This window comes from Actinoplanes sp. CA-131856 (genome assembly GCF_050956135.1).
Taxonomy (GTDB): domain Bacteria; phylum Actinomycetota; class Actinomycetes; order Mycobacteriales; family Micromonosporaceae; genus Actinoplanes.
Map to the genome: position 1 here is coordinate 5097373 of NZ_CP191849.1, position 22193 is coordinate 5119565.

The following is a 22193-nucleotide window of genomic DNA, read 5'->3' on the forward strand; positions in this document are numbered from 1 at the left end:
CGAACCGCTACGGGGCCTGGAATGTCCCTATAGGTTCTGTCAGGCGGCGGGGGCAAGCTTTTCTGCCGGTTCGTGCTGCTAGGGGTTTGGATGGGAGCATCGCGCCCGGTTGAGCGGGTCGGACGAGGGCGGCGAACGCGGGCCGGGCGTTTGAGCTGCTTGTTGGTCTCGCGGTCGTGCTGGGAGCGGCCGCCGTCTGGGTGTCCAAGGCAGTGAGGATCTGGGTCGCCGTCTCTACGGTTCCGGCAGTACAGCGTTTGCTGTACTGCCGGAAGCCCCGCGCCCCGCGCGAAAGAGGCGCAACGGCCGTGACCCGGCGGCCAGGCCGCCTGTTAGTCCGGTGCTTTTCGAGAAGGCGTACCTCTAAGGTCTTAAGCGAACTGCGGGACGACCTCCTCAGCCAGGCGCAGCAGGTGGCTGTGGTCGTAGGCGACGCGGGGGATGTAGAACAGGACGTAGTCGGCGCCGGCCTCGGCCAGGCGCTCGACGTGGGCGATCGTGTCCTTGGTGGACTGCTTCAGGTCGAGCTCGATCGTCGTGGACTTGCGGATCCGGTCGTAGTCGCGGCCGAGGCGGTCGCAGTGGGCGCGCAGCACGCCCAGCTTGTGCTCGACCAGGGCCGGATCGCCGCCGCCGACGTTGCAGCCGTCCGCGTACTGCGCCACCAGCTTCAAGGTGACCTTTTCGCCGCCGCCGCCGAGCCAGAACGACGGCTTGCGCCGTGGCTGGTTGATCGGGGCGTCGATCGAGTAGTGCTTGCCCTGGAAGACCGGGCGGTCCTCGGTCCACATCTTGTGGATGACCTCGACCGCCTCACGGAACTCGGCCATCCGGGTGGGCACGTCCTCCCACTGGTAGCCGTACGCCTTCCACTCGTCCTCGTACCAGCCGGCGCCGAGCCCGGCGTAGAGGCGGCCCTTGCTGGCCACGTCGACGGTCGAGGCGATCTTGGCGTAGAGCGAGGGCTGCCGGTAACCGTTGCAGCCGACCATCTGGCCGATGTTGACCCGGCTGGTGTCGCGGGCCAGCGTGGAGGTGGCGGTCCAGCACTCGAAGGTCGTGTTCATGGACGGCTCGGGCCAGGTGTGGAAATGATCGTAGAGCCAGATCGAGTCCCACGGCCCGGCGTCGGCGACCCGGGCCACGGCGGTCATCGCCTCGTACTGCTCCTCCGGGTCGGCGATCTCGACCAGGTCCATCTTCCAGCCCTGCGGGACGAAAACCCCGAAACTCACGCTCATGAAAACGACCCTAGCGGTAACGGGTTGGCATCGAGGGTTGGCTTAGCCTATCGGCCGGACGAGAGTGTCTGAGGATTTCGTTCGACGGGGGAGCGGATGTACTTCGTGAGCTTGGGTGCCGTGCGCCGGCGCTCCGGCCAGGCTCTGCTCGTGCTGCTGCTGGCCGCGCTGGCCGCCACGGCCGCGTCGGCCGCCGCCTGGTACGGGCTGACCGTGGCCTCTCGGGCCGCGAGCACCGACGTGCGCAACGCGCCCGCGATCCAGCACGTGATCCTCGCGCACGGACGGGGTGAGGCGGCCGCGCTCGACACGTTCGCCGGCACCGTGGACGACCTGCTCCGGCTGCCCTCGGGCCGGCCGGTGCTGGGCCTGACCGCCGACATGACGTACATCTATCCCGACCAGCCGGGCTCGGCCTCGGGCATGCCCGCCGCCTATCGTGACGGCTTCTGCGCCCACGTGCGGCTCACCGGCGCGTGCCCGGCCGCCGCCGGCGACGTGGCGGTCAGCGCCGACGCCGCCCGCAAGCTCAAGCTGAAGGTGGGCTCCACCTTTCAGGCACGGGCGGTCGACGACGCCACGCCGGTGCGGTTCCGGGTCACCGGCGTCTATCAGGCGGCCGACCCCAACGGCCCGTACTGGGCGGACGAGCTGTTCCGGTCGCGGGGGTCGCTCGACCCGTTCTTCACCCCGCGCGACACCTTCCGGACGCCGCAGCTCGGCAACGCCACCCTGGCCTGGGCCGTCGAGGTGCCCGAGCCGCTGCTGCGCGGTGACGGCGGCTACGACCTCAACGGCCTGATCAACGCGGCCCGGCCCCGGTTCGCGGCGGCCCAGCTCGACCTGGACACGGTCGCCGGTGAGCTGGTCGACCAGGTGCGCGGGTCGCGGATCGCGGTGGCGCAGGGCGTGCTGATCGCGGCCGGGCAGACGCTGCTGCTGGCCTGGTTCGCGATCGGGCTCGCGGGCCGCTTCACCGGGCGCGACCGGCGCTCCGACGCCGGGCTGCTCAAGCTGCGCGGCACCACCTACGGCGGCATTCTGCGCCTGTCCGCGGCCCAGCACGTGGTGCCGCTGGCCGGTGGGGCGCTGATCGGCTGGCTGGCCGGGCCGCTGGTGGCGTGGCCGTTCGCGGGTGGCTGGCCGGTGCCGGTCGAGCTGTGGATCGCGGCCGTGCTGTCGCTGGGCGCGGTGGTGGCGGTGACCCTGGTCGGCCTGGCCGTGCTGGTCGGCATGGACGCGATAGCGGCCCGCGCGCCGGTGGCGGTGCTGCTGCGCCGGGTGCCGGCCCACCGGCACGACTGGCGCTCCGGCGTGGTCGACGTCGCGCTGGTCGCGCTGGCGGCGGGCGCGGTCTTCCAGGCCCGCACCGGCGGGGCCGGCTTCGGGGTGGTGGCGCCGGCCATGGTGGCGCTCGCCGTCGGTCTGCTGCTGGCCCGGCTGTTGCGGTGGATCGCCGACCGGGTGGGCGCGGTGGCGCTGCGGGCCGGGCGGATCCGGCTCGGGCTGACCGCGGTGCAGGTGTCGCGCCAGCCCGGCGTCGACCGGGTGTTCGCGCTGGCCGTGGTGGCGATCGCGATGGTCGCGCTGACCGGCGGCGTCTTCGCGGCCGGGCGGGCGTCGCGGGCCGATCGGGCCGGGGCCGAGCTCGGTGCGGCCCGGGTTCTGACGGTCACGGCACAAACCAGGACCCAGCTTTTGTACGCCGTACGTCAGGCCGATCCTTCGGGGCGTTACGCGATGGCCGCCGTCCTCGACACCGCCGGCGCGCCGCCGGTGCTGGCCGTCGACTCGCCGCGGCTGGCCGCCGTGACTCACAAGTCGTATTTTTCCGAGAAGTCAGCGCCGTCAGCGGTCGTGACCAGCGACCGCCTGACCGTGCGGGTGGACAGTGAGCGGCGGACCACCACCCTGCTCGGGGCGGTGCTCCAGCAGGAGGCCACCGGCGAGGGCGTCCAGGTCGAGTTCCGCGGCATCCGCCGGGGCTCCCAGAGCGTGACCGCCTCGGTGCCGTCCTGCGCCACCGCGCCCGGCTGCCGCCTGGTCAGCTTCCAGCTCTACACCCCGGCCGGCTCCGACAACGGCGCGCTCACCCTGCGCGGCGTCTCCACCCCGGCCGGCGAGGTGCTCAGCGGCGCCCAGCTGGCCGACGTCAGCCGCTGGCGGCCCGACTTCAGCGGGGCCGCCCTGCGGGTCGCCACCACCGGCGACGGCCTGCGGCTCGCGGTCGGCGCCGACGCCGGCGCGGGCACGTCGGTGTACGCGGTGGACACCCCGCTGCCCTTGCCGATCGTGCTGGCCGGGCCACGCCCGGACAACTGGCAGTTCGACGACTCCTCCCTCGACCGCTTCGGTGACCCGGCCACCCCGGTCCGGGTCGTCGCCACCATCGACGTGCTGCCCGTGCTGGGCCGGGCCGGGGTGCTCACCGACCTCGACGCCGCCCGCCGCCTGGCCGGGGCCGGCGACCAGGGCGGCACGTTCCAGGTCTGGCTCACCGACGACGCGCCGGCGGCCGTGGTCGACGCGATCGGCCTGCCCGTGCTGTCCGACCGCACCGCCGCCGGCCGGGCCGAGCAGCTGGCCGGGCAGGGCCGGGTCGTCACCGCGCCGTTCGGCCTGGTCACCGTGGCCATCGCGCTGCTCGTGGCGGGCACGCTGGTCGCGATCGCCTCGTCCGTCGAGCGGGAGACCCAGATCGAGCAGCTGCGGGCGCTTCGCGCGCAGGGCCTGTCGCGGGCCACCGCGCTGGCCACCGGATACGCCGGGCAGGCGGCGCTGGTGGTGGCCGCCCTGGCCGGCGGTCTGGCGGCGGCGCTGGTGGCGCGGCCGGTCGCGGACGTGACGGCGCCGCCGTTCGCCGACGGCTGGCGGGTGATAGCGCCGCCGGGTGCGCTCGGCGGCGTACCCCTGGCCCTGGCCGGCCTGGCCGGTCTCGTTGTTCTCGGTGTGACCGCGGCGCTGTCCGCGCGCCGCCTGCGGGGAGGCCTCAAATGATCTCCCTGGTGCTGGCCATGGTCTGGAACCGGCGCGGGCAGGCCCTGGTCATCGCGCTGTTGTCGCTGTTCGGGGTGGCCGCCGCGGTCGCCGCACCGGCCTATCTGCGCGCCGCCGACCGGGCGGTCGCGGCCGGGCAGGTCGAGACGTCGCTGCCGTCGGAGCGCGCGGTCGAGCTGACCACCCTGCGCCTCGACCACCGCCGGGACCCGCCCGGATCCGAGCCGACCGACATCGACCTGACCCGCACCGGCACCGCCCTGACCGGCCTGGCCGGCTTCACCTACGTCTACTCGGCCGAATATCCGGCGATGGGCATCGAGCCCGACGACCGCGACCGCACCCGCTTCGTCTACCGCCAGGACGCCTGCGCCCACCTGACGATGACGGCCGGCCGGTGCGCGATCTCCTCGGGCGACGTCGTGCTGGGCGCCGAGACCGGGCGCCGGCTGGGCCTGAAGCCAGGCGATGCGATCACGCTGACCTTCGCCGTACGCCCGTCCCCGCGCCTGCCCGAATATGTGCCGGCCGGGATCCCGAAGCAGTTCCTGGTGGCCGGCCTCTACCGCGCCACCGACCCGTCCGACGTCTTCTGGGGCGCGCACGGCTACTTCGGCCGTGACTCCGGCGAGCGCCCCGGCGAGCCCGCCTTCGTCACCAGCGCCTCGCTGCGGACCATGGACCACGGTGCCATGCAGACCAGCCTCGACGCGTACGCCGGCGCGGGCGCCCTGAGCGTCGACCGCCTGCCCGCCCTCCAGGAGCGCCTCGGCCAGCTCCAGGCGTCGGTCACCGACCTGGGCGCCGGCGTCGAGCTGCGCTCCGGCCTGCCCGGCCTGCTCACCCGCATCGACGAGGGCCGCCGGGCCGCCCACCGGATCGTGCCCGTGCTGGCCGTGGCGCTGGTGCTGCTGGCCTGCCTGACCATCTTCCTGGCGGTCGGCTACGGCACCGAGGGCCGCCGCCCCGAACTGGCCGTGGTCGCCCTGCGCGGCGCCCGCTGGGGCCAGCGCTGGTGGCTGGCGACCGGCGAGAACATCGTCGCCATCGTGACCGGCGCCCTGCTCGGCTGCCTGGCCGGCCAACTGCTGGTCACCCTGTTCACCGCGTGGCGCTTCCCCGGGGTGGGCGCCGACCCCGGCCTGGCCTCGCTGCGCTGGGCGCCCGTGGCGGCCGGGGCCGCCGTGCTCACCGCCCTGCTGGCCGAGCGCCGCCAGATCGCCACTCCCGTGGCCGAGCTGCTGCGCCGTGCCCCCGCCGTGCGGGGCAGCGCCCGGGCCGTGGCCGCCGAGGCCGTGGTCGTCCTGCTGGCCGCGGTGGCCACCGTCCAGCTCTCGGCCGGCCTGCTCGGCGTGGGCACCTTCGCCGCCGCGCTCATCATCATCGCGGCCGCGCTGGTCGTGGCCCGCCTGCTCCTGCCGTGGGCCACGGTGCTGGGCCGCCGGGCCGTGCGCACCGGCCGCCTCGGCGCCGCCCTGGCCGGCTTCCAGCTGTCCCGGCGCCCCGGCGCGGCCCGCCTGTTCGCGCTGCTGACGGCGGCCGTGGCCGTGGTCGGCTACGCTTCGGCGGCGGTCGACGTGGCGGCCCGGGGACGCACCCTGGAGGCCGAGGTCGGCACCGGCGCCACCCGGGTGCTCACCGTCGCCGCCACCGGCCGGCAGAACCTGCTCAACGCCGTCCGGGCCGTCGACCCGTCCGGCGCGTACGCGATGGCCGCCGTCCGGCTCTCCACCGACCCCGGCCGCCCCGCCCTGGTGGCCGTCGACACCACCCGGCTCGGCGCGGTCGCCCTGAACCCGTTCCCGGACGCCGCCGCCCTGCGCCCGGCCGCCGCGCCGCCGGTCGAGGTGCGCGGTCCGGCGGCGGCGTTCGACATCACCGCCGCCGGCTTCGCCCCCGGCAAGACCGTCGACCTGACGGTGGTGCTGTCGCCGTCGGGCGGCGGCGACGACCAGGTCATCCCGTACGGCGTGATCGACAACGGCCGCCACGTCTACAGCCAGGCCGTTCCCGCCTGCGCCTCGGGATGCACCCTGAACTCGCTGCGGCTGGCCGGCGGCCAGGGCACCCTCGACATCGCCGGAAAGCTGACGGTCCACTCCTTGACGTCGCCCGACTGGCGCGCGTCCGAGGGCGGCACCGCGACCGGCTCCCCGGACGGCCTGAAGATCGACGTGACGTCCCTGAACGCCCTGCCCAACGGCATGGTCGTCCAGCCCGCCGACGCGCCGTGGCCGCTGCCGGTGGCCACGGCCGGGGTGACCGCGCTGAAGAGCGTCAACGGCCTGGACGCCCGCGAGATCCCGGTGAAGGTGGCCGTGCGGGCGGACGCCATCCCCGGCGGCGGCGCCCCCGCCGTGCTGGTCGACCTCGACTACGCGGACCGCCTGGCCGCCGACGGCGCACAGACCGCCGGGGCCCAGGTGTGGCTGAACGACCGGGCCCCGGCCGACGTGGCCGACCGGCTGGAGTCCCGGGGCCTGGTGGTGACCGGCGACGTGCGCACGGCCCAGGTGCGGGCCCGCCTGGACAACCAGGGCCCGGCCATCGCCCTGTGGTTCTACGTGATCGTCGCCGTGCTGGCCACGGCCCTGGCCGCCGGCGCCCTGATCCTGTCGGCGTCGGTCGACCGGTCCCGCCGGGTGGAGGACCTGTCGGCCCTGCGCACCCAGGGACTGACCCGCCGGGCCCTGCGCCAGGCCACCCTGTGGACCTATCCGGTCCTGGTCGCGGTGGCGGTGGTGGCGGGCATGGCCATCGCGGCCCTGGGCTGGTGGTTGACGGGCTGGGCCTTGCCGCTGGCCGGCCTGACCCGCCCCGAGGTCCCGTTGCCGTCATGGCCGAACCCACTCGTCTTCACGGCAACAGGCGTGGCGGCGGCCGCCGTGCTGGCCGCGGTGGCGCTGGCCGCGGGCCGCCGAACCTTGCGCGAGATCCGCTGACCTCCTTCCAGCTTTGCCGGGCCTCGCGAGTCACGAGCGCTACCGGACGGCCGTCGGTGCTGGTCACGCGGCTCCGGGGGAAGTCGCTGTTGACGGGCGATGCACGGTACCTCGCATCGACGGCTGTCAAGGTTTTGCGCACGGAAAAGGCCGGCACCGCGCCGTCCTACGGCGTCAGCGCGGGCGCTGCTGCCGGAACACTCCCTTGCTGGGGCGCATGTTCTTGGGGATGGCGCGCTTCGGCATCTGCGGGCGGGCCATCAGCGCGCCCAGGCGCTTGTCGAGCGAGGTGACGTCCTTGCCGGTCAGATTTCGCGGCATGCGCATCAGCGTGGTGCGCAGTTTCTTGATCGGGAGCTCGCCCTCGCCCGCTCGCACTGCGCTGGAAGCTTGACAAAAAGACAAGCGGGCTTGTCGTTTTGTCGTACGTGCTTGTCAGCTCAAGCGACGGGTGGGTGGCACGCCAATCGGCGATGGCCGGCTCTTACACCCCTCTGGCGGGCACGAGCCGGGTCAAGCGCGCGACGGCTGATGATGCGGTCCGCCGCCCAGGCGGCCTCGTCCGCGCGGCGGCTTCTCGATCAGGGGAGTGTTGTGGCGATGGCTCGGCGGATGGCTTCGGCGGTGACCTCGGTGGCGGTGGCTCTCAGCAGGTCCAGGTCGGTATCGGTCTCGCCGGTGGACAGGGCGACCACGGCGTCGCCGTCGTAGCGGGAATGGGCGGGGTGCAGAGCCCGGGCGTAGCCCGTGTGGCCGCTCTGGGCCAGCAGGAAGCAGCCGGTCTTGGTCAGGCGGGCGTCGGTCGCGATCACGGCCAAGGTCGTGTTCGCCGTGCCGAAGCGGGGGACCGGGGCCTGCGCGGGGTCGGGTGCGGCGTTCACCACCGTGCCGTCGGCGGCGATCACGTCGCCCCAGGCGTTCACCACGGCTATCGCCGTCACCGACGCCTCGCCGGTGGTGCCGTGGGCTATGCCCAGGCCGCCGGGGGAGAAGCCGCCTCGCCACTTGCCCACCGTGGCGCCGGTGCCGGCGCCCACCCGGCCCTCCGTCAGGTCTGAGGTCGCCGCCTCCAGGGCGGCTCGGCCGTCGGCCGCCGTCGGTGGGGTGCCGGCCACGGAAGCGTCGAAGATGGACATGCCGATGACGATCGGCACCGCTCCGGCCGGGGTGGGGAAGCCCTGGCCCTGTTCCCACAGGGCGCGGGCCACGCCGTCGCCGGCGGCCAGGCCCAGGGCCGAGCCGCCCGACAGCACCACGGCGTCCACCCGGTCGACCAGGCGGGTGGGGTCCAGCAGGGCGAACTCGCGGGTGGCGGGGGCTCCGCCCCGGACCTCTCCGGACGCCGTCGTGCCCGGTGGCGGGACGATCACCGTGACCCCGGTGCCGTCGCCCGTCCAGTGGCCGATCTTCAGCTGCATGCGTCCTTAATACCTGAACGTCGACACCAGGCTCGTCAGCTCGGCCGACATGCGCGCCAGTTCGTTCGTGGCCTGCTGCGACTGCTGCACGCCCTCGGTGGTCAGGCGGGCCGCCTCGGCGACCCCGGTGATGTTCTGGGCGATCTCGTTGCTGCCGGTGGCGGCCTCGCCGACGCTGCGGTTCATCTCGGCCGTGGTGGCCGTCTGCTCCTCCACGGCCGAGGCGATGGTGGTCTGGAAGTCGCTGATGCGGGCGATCACGCGGGTGATTTCCTCGATGGCCGTCACCGCGCCGCCGGCGTCGGTCTGGATGGCCTCGACCCGGCGGGAGATGTCCTCGGTGGCGCGCGCGGTCTCCTGGGCCAGGTCCTTGACCTCGGAGGCGACCACGGCGAAGCCCTTGCCCGCGTCGCCGGCCCGGGCCGCCTCGATGGTGGCGTTGAGGGCCAGCAGATTGGTCTGCTCGGCGATCGAGGTGATCACCTTGATGACGTCGCCGATCTCCGATGACGATTCGCCGAGCTGGTTCATCCGGCCCGACGTGGTCGCGGCCAGGCCCACGGCCTCGTTCGCGACCTGCGCGGCCTCGGCCGCGTTCTGCGAGATCTCGCGGATGGCGGCGCCCATCTGTTCGCCTCCGGCCGAGACCGAGTCGACGCTGCGCGAGATCAGCTCGGCCGCTGTCGACACCGCTTGCGCCTGCACCGACGTCTCCTCGGCGGACGAGGCGATCTGCTGGGCGACGCCGTTCATCTCCTCGCTGGCGCCGGCCAGCTGGAGGGCCGAGCTGTCGATGGTGGAAACCGTGCCGCGCAGCTTGAGCAGCGCCTCGTCGAGGGCGCGGCCCATCCGGCCCGGCTCGTCGGCCGACAGCAGGCCGGTCGTGCGGGTCAGGTCGCCGGCGGCCAGGCCCTCGCAGACGGCGCGGACCCGGTTGAGCGAGCGCACGATGCCACGCGCGATGAGCACGCCCAGCCCGAGCGCGGCGGCGCCGCCGATGACGATGAGCAGGATCGTCTCGAGCCGGTTCTGGTGGTAGCCGTCACGGGCGTGCGCGGCCGACTCGGCCGCCTCAGCCTGCTCGGCCGCGCCCAGGTCGTCGATGCTCTGGGTGAGGTCGGCCAGCAGCGGCGTGATCTCGGTGTCGCGGACGGTCTGCCAGGACGTGTAGTCCTTGCGGGCGCCGGCGACGAGCTGCTTGGTGCCGGCCAGCTCGACGTAGGTGGCCCAGAAGGCCTCCAGCGCCGCGATCTCGGCGGCGGTCGCGGCCGGGCTGCCGTCCTTGTACGCGTCGAGGGCGCTCTCGAAGACCTTGACGTCGTCGGAGAACTTCGCCGTGTACTTGGCCGTCGTCGCCGCGTCGCGGGAGACCAGCTGGTTGGCCAGGTCGACCCGGGCCACGCCGAGCGCGGCCTCCAGGGCGCCCACCTCGGCCACGTTCTCGACGTTGACCTCGTGGATGTGCGCGGCCGAGTCGGCGGCGTCGCTCAGCGCAAGCAGCGCCAGCAGACCCACCACGGCGGCCATCACAACACCGACGGCCGACACGATGATGATCTTCAGCTGGACGCTGAGATTGACGAAAAAACCACGAGACACTCGTCAACCGTACGATTCCGAGAAGTCCGACACCTCCATTTTGCTCCATGTCAAGGGTTGACACGCCCGTTATCTCCCAGCAATCTCGGTTTTATCGATTTAGCACCGTGGATGAAGGGGCGGTTCAGCGTGCAGGACGTCGTCGCGCTCACCGAGGCCGGGGTCACCCTGATCGTCGATGCCTCTGGGCCGGGTCTGCCGGTGATCGCGTACTGGGGACCCGAGCTGCCCGCGCTCGACGACACCCGGCTCGCCGCCTTCCTGCGCTCGCGAGTACAGGTCGTGGGCACCAACAACATCGACCCCGTCCCGCGCGTGGCCGTCCTGCCCGAGCACCGCACCGGCTGGACCGGCCGCCCGGGCCTGAGCGGTTCGGCGGCCGGCCGCGGCTGGTCGCCGTCCTTCCGGCGGAGCGGTGCCTTCGCGTACGAGGCCGAGGGCCTCACGCTGCGCCTGGAGATCGAGTTGCTGCCGTCGGGGCTGGCCCGGCAGCGCGCCACCGTGCGCAACGAGGGCGACGAGACGTACACCCTCAATGACCTTGTGCTCTCCTATCCGCTGCCGGCCGAGGCGACCGAGCTGCTCGACTTCGCCGGTCGGCACAACCTGGAGCGGGTCCCGCAGCGGTCGCCGCTGCGGACCGGCATCCACCTGCGCGAGAACCGCAAGGGCCGCACCGGCGCCGACAGCGCCTATCTGCTGCACGCCGGCACGCCCGGCTTCGGCTTCGAGGCGGGCCGGATCTGGGCGGTGCACACCGCCTGGAGCGGCAACCACACGCACTACGCGGAGCGCGTCTTCACCGGCGAGCAGCGGATCGGCGGCGGTGAGCTCCTGCTGCCGGGTGAGGTCCGGCTGGCGCGCGGCGAGGCGTACACCAGCCCCTGGGTCTACGGGTCCTTCGGTGTGGGGCTGGACGAGGTGGCCCGGCGGTTCCACCGGCACCTGCGGGCCCGCACCCGGCCGGTCGGGCCGCGGCGGCCGGTGACGATGAACGTCTGGGAGGCGGTCTACTTCGACCACGACCTCGACCGTCTCACCGAGCTGGCGACACTGGCCGCGTCCGTGGGCGTCGAGCGCTACGTGCTCGACGACGGCTGGTTCGGATCACGGCGTGACGACACCTCGGGCCTGGGCGACTGGGTCGTCTCGCCCGACGTGTGGCCGGACGGGCTGCATCCGCTGATCGGCCGGGTCCGGGAGCTCGGCATGCAGTTCGGCCTCTGGTTCGAACCCGAGATGATCAACCCGGACTCCGATCTGGCCCGGGCCCACCCCGAATGGATCATGGCGGCGCGGCCGGACCTCCCGGTCGAATCACGCACCCAGCAGGTGCTCAACCTCGGCCTCCCGGAGGCGTACGAGCACATCAAAGGCAGGATCCTGGCGATCCTCGCCGAATATCCGATCGACTACATCAAGTGGGACCACAACCGCGACCTGATCGACGCCGGCACCCGGCCCGGCGGCGAGCCCGGCGTCCACCGGCAGACCGCGGCGTTCTACCGGCTGCTGGACGAGATCCGGGCGGCCCACCCGGCGCTGGAGATCGAGTCGTGCTCGTCCGGCGGCGGCCGGGTCGATCTGGAGGTCCTGGAGCGCACGGACCGGGTCTGGGTCTCCGACAACATCGACCCGCTCGACCGGCAGCAGATGCTGCGCTGGACGGCCCAGCTCGTCCCGCCCGAGTTCCTCGGCTCGCACATCGCCTCGGACCGCTCCCACACCACCGGGCGGCGGCACGACCTGTCCTTCCGGGCCGGAACCGCGATCTTCGGTCACCTCGGCATCGAGTGGGACATTACGACGGCGTCTCCGTCCGATCTGTCCGGGCTGACGGAGTGGATCACGCGTTACAAAGACTGGCGTGACCTGCTGCTGGGCGGCGACCTCGTCCGCATGGACGGCTACGGCGACGACGTCCTCGTGCACGGCGTGGTCGCGCCCGACCGGTCCCGGGCGATCATCGCCATGGTGACCATGGGCAGCCCGTACCCCGATCCGCCGGCGCCCCTGCGGTTCCGCGGCCTCGACCCGTACCGGCTCTACCGGCTTCAGCCCCTTCCGACGGTCGACCACCCGCCGCTCTGGTGGGACGGCGACCTCACCCTCAGCGGGGCGGTGCTCGAGCACGCGGGCGTGGCGAGCCCGCGTGTGCACCCCGGCACCGTCGTGCTCTACCGAGCGGATGCCCTATGACCTAGGAGTCGACCCCCATGGCTACCGTCACCCCCGTACGAAAGAGACGTGCCGACGACACCAGACTCGCCCTCCTCTTCATCGCCCCCGCGCTCATCGGCTTCGTGGCCTTCATGCTGTGGCCGACGCTGCGCGGCATCTACCTGAGCTTCACCAGGTTCAACCTGCTGACCCCGCCGGAATGGACGGGCCTCGACAACTACGTCCGCATGGTCCAGGACCCGGTCTTCTGGAACTCGCTCAAGGTGACCGTCTACTACGTGGTGATCAACATCGCGCTGCAGACCGCCCTGGCGCTGGGCATCGCCGTGATGATGCAGCGGCTGACCCGGCGCACCTGGCTGCGGGGCATCGTGCTCACCCCGTACCTGGTCTCCAATGTGGTGGCCGCCCTGATCTTCCTGTGGATCCTGGACTATCAGCTGGGCATCGGGAACCAGGTGCTCGAGCTGATCGGCGTCGACCGCATCGCGTTCCTGGCCGACAGCGCCTGGGTCATCCCCACCATCGCGGTCATCAACGTGTGGCGCCACGTCGGCTACACCGCCCTGCTGATCTTCGCCGGACTGCAGACCATTCCCGAGACCATGTACGAGGCGGGGCGCGTCGACGGCGCGTCGGAGCTCACCATGTTCCGGCGGATCACGCTGCCCCTGCTGCGCCCGATCCTGGCCCTGGTCCTGATCATCACGGTGGTCGGATCGTTCCAGGTCTTCGACACCGTCGCGATCACCACCCGCGGCGGGCCGGTCGACTCCTCACGGGTGCTGCAGTACTACATCTACGACATGGCGTTCGGCCGCTTCCAGTTCGGCTACGCCTCGGCCATGTCGGTCGGCCTGCTGGTCGTCCTCGTGATCATCACCTTCCTGCAGTACCGGCTCACGCGGGCGTCGTCGTCCGACTTGGCCTGAGGAGGTCTCCATGGCCGTCACCACTACCGCGGCGCCTGTTTCGCGGAAGACTCCGGACATTTCGCGCACCCCGGTCAACGTCGGCCGCGTACTCGCCTGGACCTTCATGATCCTGGTGATCCTGGCCTCGCTCTTCCCCTTCTACTGGATGCTGCGCACGGCGCTGTCCAGCAACAACGCCCTCTACGCGGGATCGGACAGCCTGCTGCCGGTCGACCCGTCCCTGGGCGGCTTCCAGCGGGTCTTCGGCCTGCAGACCGGGCAGGAGGCGCTCGATGCGGGCGGCGCCGGCCAGCCCATCGACTTCTGGCACTACCTGGCCAACTCGGTCATCGTCTCCACGCTCATCACGGCCGGGCAGGTCTTCTTCAGCGCCATGGCCGCGTACGCCTTCGCCCGCCTGCAGTGGCGGCACCGGGAGAAGGTGTTCGGCTTCTTCCTGGCCGGCCTCATGATCCCGGCCATCTTCACGCTGCTGCCCAACTTCGTGCTGATCAAGGAGCTGGGCCTGGTCGACACCCTGCTCGGCATCTCGCTGCCGACCATGCTGATGACCCCGTTCGCGGTCTTCTTCCTGCGGCAGTTCTTCCTCGGCATCTCCCGCGAGGTGGAGGAGGCGGCCCTGGTCGAGGGCGCGTCGAAGGTGCGCGTCTTCTTCCGCCTGATCCTGCCGATGTCGTCGGCGCCGCTCGCGACACTGGCCATCCTGACCTACATCACCTCGTGGAACGAGTACTTCTGGCCGCTGATGGTCAGCTACACCGACCGTTCACGGGTGCTGACCGTGGCCCTCGGCGTCTTCAAGTCGCAGACCCCGCAGACCGGCCCGGACTGGTCCGGCCTGATGGCGGCGACCCTGGTCGCGGCCCTGCCGATGCTGCTGCTCTTCTTCGTCTTCGCCAAGCGGATCGTCAACTCGATCGGATTCAGTGGTATCAAATGAGACGCTTACTGGCACTCGCCACCTCGGTGACCCTGCTGGCCGGCTGCGGCTGGAGCGGCGAGGACACCATCGACACCGGCAGCGGCGGAACCATCGAGTACTGGCTGTGGGACTCGGGGCAGCAGCCGGGCTACCAGAAATGCGCCGACGCCTTCGCCGCGCAGAACCCCGGGCTCAAAGTCAGGATCTCCCAGTACGGATGGGACGTCTACTGGTCCAAACTGACCGCGGGCTTCATCGCCGACACCGCGCCCGACGTCTTCACCGACCACCTGGCCAAGTTCGCGCAGTTCGTCGATCTGGGCGTGCTGCGCCCGCTCGACGACCTGGGCCCGACCAGCGACATCAACGACGGCGACTATCAGGAGGGCCTGGCCGAGCTCTGGAAGGGCCAGGACGGCAAGAGGTACGGCTCGCCGAAGGACTGGGACACCATCGCGATGTTCTACGACCCCACGGCCGTGGCCGACGCCGGCATCGACCCGGCGTCGCTGTCGTCACTGACCTGGAACCCGCGCGACGGCGGCACCTTCGAGAAGACGATCGCCCGGCTCAGCGTCGACAAGAACGGCATCCGCGGCGACGAGCCCGGATTCGACAAGGACAACGTCCGGCAGTACGGCTTCGGATCGGACGGGGCCGGCGGAGCCGGATGGGGACAGACCCAGTGGTCGGCGTTCACCGGCAGCGCCGGCTGGCAGGCCACCGACAAGAACCCGTGGGGCACCCGCTTCAACCTCGACCAGCCCGCCTTCCAGGAGACCCTGGACTGGTACTTCGGGCTGGCCCGCAAGGGGTACATGCCGTCGTTCGCCGAGATCGGCGGCAACAACCCGATCGGCCCCGACAAGGAGATCCAGTCCGGACTGGCCGCGATGGCCCTGGACGGCTCGTGGAAGATCTCGACGTACACCAACCTGACCGACGCCGCGGGCAACAAGCTGAAGGTCGGCATCGCCCCGACCCCGGTCGGCCCGTCGGGCAAGCGGGCCTCGATGTTCAACGGCCTGGCCGACTCGGTCACCACCCTGTCGAAGCAGCCGGAGAACGCCGCCAAGTGGGTGAAGTTCATGTCCGGCGCCGAGTGCCAGGACATCATCGGCGACTCGGGCGTGGTCTTCCCGGCCCGTCCGTCGGGCACGGCGCGCGCCGTGGCGTACAACAAGGACAAGCGCGACCTGGACGTCACCGCCTTCACCGACCAGGTCCAGCAGAAGACGACGTTCCTGTTCCCGGTGACCACCAACGCGGCCGACATCACCGCGCTGATGATCCCCCGGATGGACGCCGTCTACATCGGCGACGCCCCGGTGTCGTCGATGACCTCGCTGAACGACCAGCTGAACAAGCTGTTCGAGGTCGCTCGGTAGCGGTTGTTACTTCCGGAGCGGCTTGAGCGCCGCCGCGACCCGTCCCAGCTCGTCGAGGACGGCCGTGGCGGCGTTCCGCATGGTCTCGTTCGGCTGGATCTGCCCGTCGACGAGGAAGTTGCTCACGAACGGGATGTTCACCGACTCGGGAACGACGAAGAGCTTGAGGGGGTACGCCGGCACCTGGAGCCCGAGCGCGGACCGCGTGCCGGCCGAGACGCCGCCGTAGCTGACGACGCTGGCCGCCTTGTAGGACCACTCCTGGTGCAGGTAGTCGATGGCGTTCTTCAGCGGCGCCGAGATGCCGTAGTTGTACTCCGGCATGACGAAGACGAAGGCGTCGGCGGCGTCGACCTTCTCGCTCCACCGCTTGGTGTGATCGTGCTGGTAGTTGCGCATCCGCGGGTGGTGCGGCTCGTCGAGCAGGGGCAGGCTCTCCTCGGCCAGGTCGGCCACGTTCACCTGGAACCCGCCGTGCGCCTTGGCCTCGTCGACGAACCAGTCGGCCACCTTGGGCCCGATCCGCCCGGGCCGCGTGCTGGCCACGATCACCAACAGATTGAGATCACTCACAGCTGTTCCATTTCCCTCAGACACAGACTATTTGCGTACGCAAACATAGCCCTCCCGGGGCGCCGGGACACCGGCAAGTAGCGCTCTTCACATCCCGATAGGGTGAGCGGCCATGATCTCCCTCAAACGCGCCACCCTCCCGGTGCTGGCGGTGGTGTGGGCGCGGCCGGGCTGATCACGTTCGGCGTCTTCGCCTTCACGGTGCTACTGGTGACGGCCGTCGTCGTCCGGCGGCCGGCGCTGGTGGCGGCCGCCACCGCCATCGCGCTTCCCTTCCTGATGTTCCCGTTGGCCCTGCTGGCCGTCCCGGCCGGCCTTGTCCTCGACCGGCTGTTACGGGCGACCGCGAAGCTTCTCGAAGAACACCTGGATGTCGGCGGCCAGCAGGGCGGGCTCCTCCATGGCCAGGAAGTGCCCGCCCCGGCCGAGGTCGGTCCAGTGCACGACATGGTGGTCCCGCTCAGCCCACCGGCGGATCGTGACGTCGTTACCCGACACCAGGACGCCGGTGGGGACGGTGCCCCGCCCCATGCTGGGTGAGCCCGCCGAGAACTCCTCGTAGTAGATCTGGGCGGCCGAGGCGGCGGTGCCGGTCAGCCAGTAGATCGACACGCCGGTGAGGATGCGGTCGAGGTCGATGCTGTCCTCGGGCAGGCCCTCCTCCGGGGCGGTGTGTTCCTTGAAGATCTCCACCATCCAGGCGAGCTGACCGGCCGGGGAGTCGGTCAGGGCGTACCCGACGGTCTGTGGCCTTTTGCTGTTGCACTGGAGATATCCGTCGTTGTAGTTGCGCATCCGGTCCCAGCGGCGCAGCTCGTCCGGGGTGAGGCCGTCGATCTCCCCGTCGGTCCCGGCCGGGGCGGTGACCAGCGCGGTCAGGTGGACCCCGGCGACCCGCCCCGGATCGTGCCGGCCGACCGCGGCGCCGATCCAGGCGCCCCAGTCGTAGCCGTGCACGCCGTACCGGTCGTACCCGAGCCGGGCCATCAGCGCGGCCAGGATCCCGGCCACCCGGTCCGTGTTCATGCCCGGCCCGGCCAGTGGGGTGGAGAAGCCGAACCCCGGCAGGGACGGGATCACCAGGTGGAAGTCGCCGGACAGGAGCTCGATGAGGTCGAGGTAGTCCGCCACCCCGCCGGGCCAGCCGTGCAACAGCAGCAACGGCGTGGCGTCCGGCGAGGGCGACGGCACGTGCAGGAAGTGCAGCTCCTGCCCGTCGATGGTGGTCAGGTGCTGCTGGTGGCGGTTGAGGGCCGCCTCCTGGGCCCGCCAGTCGAAGCCGGTGCGCCAATATTCGGCCACGTCCCGCAGGTAGCCGGCCGGAACTCCCCGGCTCCAGCCGACACCGGGCAGCTCCGACGGCCACCTGGTGCCGGCCAGCCGCGACGTCAGATCATCTAGGTGGGCCTGCGGAATGTCGACCCGGAACGGTCGAAGCCTGTTCGTCATGCGAACCACGCTAGGAACCGATCAGGACACTTCCCGTCCTAAACGCCGGCCCGGCGGAGCCAGAAGGTCAAGCCGATCGTGTCGTCGGTGAACGTGCCGGGCCAGTCGGGGCTGCCGGTGGCGTAGGAGGTGGCCAGCACCTCGTCGGCCACCAAGGCGCCGTGCTCGGTCAAGGCCTGGGCGGTCTCGTCCGAGGTCGCCGTGTAGCGCAGGTCGATGCGGTCCGCGACGTCCAGGCCGGAGGTCTTGCGGGCCTCCTGGATCTGGCGGATCGCGTCGCGGGCCAGGCCGGCCCGGCGCAGGGCGTCGGTCAGGTGCAGGTCGAGGGCCACCGTGGCGCCCGCGTCGGAGGCCACGGCCCAGCCCTCGCGCGGGGTCTCGGTGATGAACACCTCGTCGGGGGTCAGCTCGACGGCCTCGCCCTCCACGTCGACGGTGGTCCGGCCGGCGGCGCGGAGCTCGGACGAGAGGACCGCGGCGTCGGCCGCCGCCACCGCCTTGGCGACCTCCTGCACGCGCTTGCCGAAACGCTTGCCGAGCGTACGGAAATTGGCCTTTGCCGTGGTGTCCACGAAGGAGCCCGCCACCGCCTCGACCGTGCCCACGTTGAGCTCCGACGCGATCTCGGCCAGCAGGTCGGCCGGCAGGGCGGCGAAGCCGGGCGCCGAGGCCAGGGCCCGCGACAGCGGCTGGCGCACCTTCATGCCCGACTCGGCCCGGGCCGCCCGGCCCAGCTCGACCAGGCGGCGGGTCGTGGCGACGTGCGACGAGAGCGCCGGGTCGATCAGCGCCTGATCGGCCTCCGGGAACGGGGCCAGGTGCACCGACTCGGGCGCCGACGGGTCGACCGCGACCACCAGGTCCTGCCACACGCGCTCGGTGATGAACGGGGTCAGCGGGGCCATCAGCAGCGTGACCGTGCGCAGCGCCTCGTGCAGGGTGGCCAGCGCGGCCGCGTCGCCCCGCCAGAAGCGGCGGCGGCTGCGGCGCACGTACCAGTTGGACAGGTCGTCGACGAAGGCGGCCAGCAACTTGCCCGCCTCCTGGGTGTCGAAGGCCTCGAGGGCGGCGTCGACCCGGCGGACCAGCTCGTTCAGCTCGGAGAGCACCCACCGGTCGAGGACCGGGCGGTCGGCCGGGGCGGGGTCGTTCGCCGAGGGCTTCCAACCGGCCGTACGCCCGTACAGCGCCTGGAAGGCGACGGTGTTCCAGTACGTCAGCAGGGTCTTGCGCACGACCTCCTGCAACGTGGTGTTGCCGACGCGCCGGGCCGACCAGGGCGATCCGACGGCGGCCATGAACCAGCGGACCGCGTCCGCGCCGTGGGTGTCCATGAGCGGGATCGGCTCGAGGATGTTGCCCAGGTGCTTGGACATCTTGCGGCCGTCCTCGGCGAGGATGTGGCCGAGGCAGACCACGTTCTCGTACGGGGACTTGTCGAACACGAGCGTGCCCACGGCCATCAGCGTGTAGAACCAGCCGCGGGTCTGGTCGATGGCCTCCGAGATGAACTGGGCCGGGAAGCTCTTCTCGAAGACCTCCTGGTTCCGGAACGGGTAGCCGAACTGCGCGAACGGCATCGACCCGGAGTCGTACCAGGCGTCGATGACCTCTTCCACGCGGGTCGCTTCGTCGCCGCACGAGGGGCAGCCGAACGTCACCGCGTCGATGAAAGGCCGGTGCGGGTCGAGATCCGACAAGTCGGATTTGCTGAGCTCGGACAGCTCGGCGAGGGAGCCGACGCAGGTGAGGTGACCGGACGGGCAGCGCCAGATCGGCAGCGGGGTGCCCCAGTAGCGCTTGCGGGAGAGGGCCCAGTCGACGTTGTTGTTCAGCCAGTCGCCGTACCGGCCGTGCTTGACCGTGGCCGGCTGCCAGTTCGTCTTCTCGTTCTCGCGGATCATCTCGTCGCGCACCGCGGTGGTCCGGATGTACCAGGACGGCTGCGCGTAGTAGATCAGCGCGGTGTGGCAGCGCCAGCAGTGCGGATACTGGTGCTCGTAGTCGTCCTTGCGGAACAGCAGGCCCTTCTCGGCGAGTTCTTCGACCAAAGGCTTATTGGCCGTACGGAAGAAGAGCCCACCGACGAGCGGAAGCCCCTCCTCGAACGTCCCGTCGAGGCGCACCGGGTTGACCATCGGCAGCCCGTACGCCCGGCAGCTGGCGAGGTCGTCCGCACCGAACGCGGGCGACTGGTGCACGAGCCCGGTGCCGCTGTCGGTGGTGACGTAGCCGGCCAGGATCACGTAGTGCGCGTCCGGCACCTCGACCAGGTCGAACGGCGGCGTGTAGGTCCACCGCTCCATCTCGCGCCCGGTGAAGCTGGTTTCTGTCGCCGCGAAGCCCTCCGGCACCAACTGCTCGGCGACGACGATCTGCTCCCGGCCATCAGTCGCGACGACGTACGTCACGTCGGGGTTGACCGCCACCGCGGTGTTGGAGACGAGGGTCCACGGCGTCGTCGTCCACACGAGCAGGCTGGCCGTGCCGGCGAGCGGGCCGCCGGTCAGCGGGAAGCGCACGTAGACGGCCGGGTCGACGTCGGTCTCGTAGCCCTGGGCCAGCTCGTGGTCGGACAGGGTCGTCTGGTCCCGCGGGCACCACGGCGCCACCCGGAAGTCCTCGACCAGCAGCCCCTTGTCGAAGATCTGCTTGAGCGACCACCACACCGACTCGATGTAGCCCGGATCCATCGTCCGGTAGGCGTCGTCGAGGTCGACCCAGTAGCCCATCCGCTCGGTGAGCTCGGCGAACGCGTCGGTGTGCCGGGTCACCGAGGCGCGGCAGCGCTCGTTGAACTCGGCGATCCCGTACTTCTCGATGTCGAGCTTGCCGTTGAAGCCGAGCTCCTTCTCCACCGCGAGCTCCACCGGCAGGCCGTGGCAGTCCCAGCCGGCCTTACGGGCCACGTGGTAGCCCTTCATCGTGCGGTAGCGCGGGAACACGTCCTTGAAGACGCGGGCCTCGATGTGGTGGGCGCCGGGCATGCCGTTGGCGGTCGGCGGCCCCTCGTAGAACACCCATTCGGGCCGCCCCGCCGACTGCTCGAGACTGCGGTGGAAGACGTCCTTGTCACGCCAGAAGGCGAGAACGTCGTGGTCGAGGGCGGGCAGGTCGACCTGGGCCGGCACCTGGCGGTACATCGTGTTCCTCCGTCGGATCGTCACTGTTCCAACGGAGGGACGAGGCTGTGCGAGCCCCGCGGTACCACCCTCCTTGACCGGGCGGACCCGGCCCACTCGAGGTGCTTGCGGCCGGCTCTACTCGGCCCCGAACAGGCCTTTCCTCCGGCGGCTCCGGGGTGATCTTCGGGCCGCGCACACCCCCGGGCTCACACCAACCCCGGGTCGCTCCTGGCTGCGTACGGCCGTACTCGTCCCCATCAACGCCCTGCGCGCGAAATCGTACCTCGCGATCGTCCGGTGGCATCCACGCGGTGACGACCGGCGCGATGTATCTGTGGGTCCTCCACCAGAACACCGCCGCCCGGTCCTTCTACGAGGCGCGGGGAGGCCGCCGCGTCGAGTCGGCCTTGGCTTCCCCGCCGGCCGGCGATCCCGCCAACCTGGTCGGAACGCCCGGCAAGTACCGCATGCACTGGCCGGACGTCCGGAACGCTTTCTAGTGATCTCCCGGATGGCCGGCGTTTGCGGCGATCGCGTCGATGATGGTGGGCCAGAGGGGCTGGGGGAGGTCGTGGCCCATGCCCTCGATGACCAGGAGCTCGGCGCCGGGGACGGCGGCGGCGGTGGCGCGGCCGCCGCTCACGTCGATCAGGGGGTCGGCGGCGCCGTGGATGACCAGCGTGGGCGCCGTGATCTGGCGCAGGCCCGGCGTGCGGTCGGGGGAGGCGATGATCGCGGCGTACTGGCGCTGCGTGCCCACCGGGTTGAAGCTCCGGTCGAACTTGGCGGCGGCGCGCTGCTGGAGCCACTCGTCGCCGGCCGGGTAGGCCGGGGAGCCGATCACGCGGGACGTCGCGGCGGCGCCGGCGATGATCTCGTCGCGGGTGGTGGCCGGCGGGCGGGCCAGGGCGGCGGCGGCCTCGGGGGTGGAGCGGCCGACCTTGCGGTCGCCGGTGGTGGACATGATGGAGCAGAGGCTGGCCACCAGCTCGGGATGGTCGATGGTCAGCTGCTGGGCGATCATGCCGCCCATCGAGGCGCCGACGACGTGGGCCTTCTCGACGCCGAGGGCCTTGAGCAGGGCGGCGGTGTCGGCGGCCATGTCGGCCAGCAGGTAGGGCGCCTTGACCGGTGGGATGGTGGGGGCGCCGAGCTCGTCGAACGAGGTGGACAGGCCGGCGTCGCGGTTGTCGAACAGGATCACGTGGAAGCCGCGCGCGGCCAGGCCCTGGCAGAACTCGGAGGGCCAGTCGATCAGCTGCGCGCCCAGGCCCATGACGAGCAGCAGGGCCGGATCGGCCGGGTCGCCGACCGTCTCGTAGCGCAGATCGATGCCGTTGGCTCGCACGTCGGGCACGGGTCGCCCTCCCTTCCGTCCCGCTCAGCATGCCTGACCGAGATCGTCGTCGGCCACCGCGAGAAT

Annotated in this window: 14 protein-coding genes and 1 pseudogene; 7 read left to right on the plus strand and 8 right to left on the minus strand. The window is 71.5% G+C overall.

The genetic code is table 11. From position 1 onward, the window contains the following. Positions 1–371: 371 nt before the first annotated feature. A complete protein-coding gene (locus ACQP2X_RS23590; protein ID WP_498700294.1) occupies positions 372–1241 on the minus strand; it encodes a TIGR03560 family F420-dependent LLM class oxidoreductase in 870 nt (289 codons plus the stop codon). Between the two features lie 105 nt (positions 1242–1346). Here ACQP2X_RS23590 and ACQP2X_RS23595 point away from each other — a divergent pair, with 105 nt between their 5' ends. Both ACQP2X_RS23595 and ACQP2X_RS23600 read left to right on the plus strand, forming a co-directional pair. Next, entirely contained in the window at positions 1347–4238 is a 2892-nt protein-coding gene (locus tag ACQP2X_RS23595) for an ABC transporter permease family protein (protein WP_498700296.1), read from the plus strand. Then, complete coding sequence (locus ACQP2X_RS23600; protein ID WP_498700298.1) at positions 4235–7180, plus strand: ABC transporter permease; 2946 nt, start codon at positions 4235–4237, stop codon at positions 7178–7180. The genes ACQP2X_RS23595 and ACQP2X_RS23600 overlap by 4 nt, the downstream gene beginning before the upstream one ends. Before the next feature lie 174 nt (positions 7181–7354). On the opposite strand, the pseudogene ACQP2X_RS23605 reads toward ACQP2X_RS23600, so the two are convergent. From ACQP2X_RS23605 to ACQP2X_RS23615, 3 genes and pseudogenes are all read right to left on the minus strand, one after another. Then, positions 7355–7546 (minus strand): annotated as a pseudogene (locus tag ACQP2X_RS23605) (DUF4191 family protein); the annotation flags it as partial. Between the two features lie 215 nt (positions 7547–7761). Then, complete coding sequence (locus ACQP2X_RS23610) at positions 7762–8598, minus strand: P1 family peptidase (RefSeq protein ID WP_498700300.1); 837 nt, start codon at positions 8596–8598, stop codon at positions 7762–7764. A 6-nt stretch (positions 8599–8604) separates the two neighbouring features. Further along, entirely contained in the window at positions 8605–10197 is a 1593-nt protein-coding gene (locus ACQP2X_RS23615; protein ID WP_498700301.1) for a methyl-accepting chemotaxis protein, read from the minus strand. A 111-nt stretch (positions 10198–10308) separates the two neighbouring features. On the opposite strand from ACQP2X_RS23615, the gene ACQP2X_RS23620 reads away from it, so the two are divergent. From ACQP2X_RS23620 to ACQP2X_RS23635, 4 genes are read left to right on the plus strand one after another with little or no spacing between them, the layout of a single operon-like run. Continuing rightward, entirely contained in the window at positions 10309–12396 is a 2088-nt protein-coding gene (locus ACQP2X_RS23620) for an alpha-galactosidase (RefSeq protein WP_498700304.1), read from the plus strand. 17 nt (positions 12397–12413) lie between these two features. Further along, the gene (locus ACQP2X_RS23625; RefSeq protein WP_498700305.1) at positions 12414–13310 is read left to right on the plus strand and encodes a carbohydrate ABC transporter permease; all 897 of its coding nucleotides are present in this window, start codon (positions 12414–12416) and stop codon (positions 13308–13310) included. 10 nt (positions 13311–13320) lie between these two features. Next, positions 13321–14253 carry a carbohydrate ABC transporter permease gene (locus ACQP2X_RS23630; RefSeq protein WP_498700307.1) on the plus strand — a complete coding sequence of 311 codons (933 nt, stop codon included), beginning with the start codon at positions 13321–13323 and terminating at the stop codon, positions 14251–14253. Next, positions 14250–15623 (plus strand): ABC transporter substrate-binding protein, encoded by a 1374-nt coding sequence (locus tag ACQP2X_RS23635; protein ID WP_498700309.1) that lies wholly within the window; start codon positions 14250–14252, stop codon positions 15621–15623. Before ACQP2X_RS23630 ends, ACQP2X_RS23635 begins: the two co-directional genes overlap by 4 nt. A gap of 6 nt (positions 15624–15629) precedes the next feature. On the opposite strand, the gene ACQP2X_RS23640 is transcribed toward ACQP2X_RS23635, so the two are convergent. The 3 genes from ACQP2X_RS23640 to ileS form a co-directional block, all read right to left on the minus strand. Further along, positions 15630–16196 (minus strand): NADPH-dependent FMN reductase, encoded by a 567-nt coding sequence (locus ACQP2X_RS23640; RefSeq protein WP_498700310.1) that lies wholly within the window; start codon positions 16194–16196, stop codon positions 15630–15632. A gap of 333 nt (positions 16197–16529) precedes the next feature. Continuing rightward, positions 16530–17645 carry an alpha/beta fold hydrolase gene (locus tag ACQP2X_RS23645; RefSeq protein WP_498700312.1) on the minus strand — a complete coding sequence of 372 codons (1116 nt, stop codon included), beginning with the start codon at positions 17643–17645 and terminating at the stop codon, positions 16530–16532. Between the two features lie 38 nt (positions 17646–17683). Then, complete coding sequence (gene ileS, locus ACQP2X_RS23650) at positions 17684–20788, minus strand: isoleucine--tRNA ligase (protein ID WP_498700313.1); 3105 nt, start codon at positions 20786–20788, stop codon at positions 17684–17686. A gap of 293 nt (positions 20789–21081) precedes the next feature. Between ileS and ACQP2X_RS23655 the strand changes: the two genes are divergently transcribed. Continuing rightward, positions 21082–21270, plus strand: coding sequence for a hypothetical protein (locus tag ACQP2X_RS23655; RefSeq protein ID WP_498700315.1), 189 nt, complete (start codon positions 21082–21084; stop codon positions 21268–21270). Here ACQP2X_RS23655 and ACQP2X_RS23660 read toward each other — a convergent pair. Continuing rightward, positions 21267–22127, minus strand: coding sequence for an alpha/beta fold hydrolase (locus ACQP2X_RS23660; protein ID WP_498700318.1), 861 nt, complete (start codon positions 22125–22127; stop codon positions 21267–21269). The two genes, ACQP2X_RS23655 and ACQP2X_RS23660, sit on opposite strands and share 4 nt — an antisense overlap. Positions 22128–22193 lie beyond the last annotated feature (66 nt).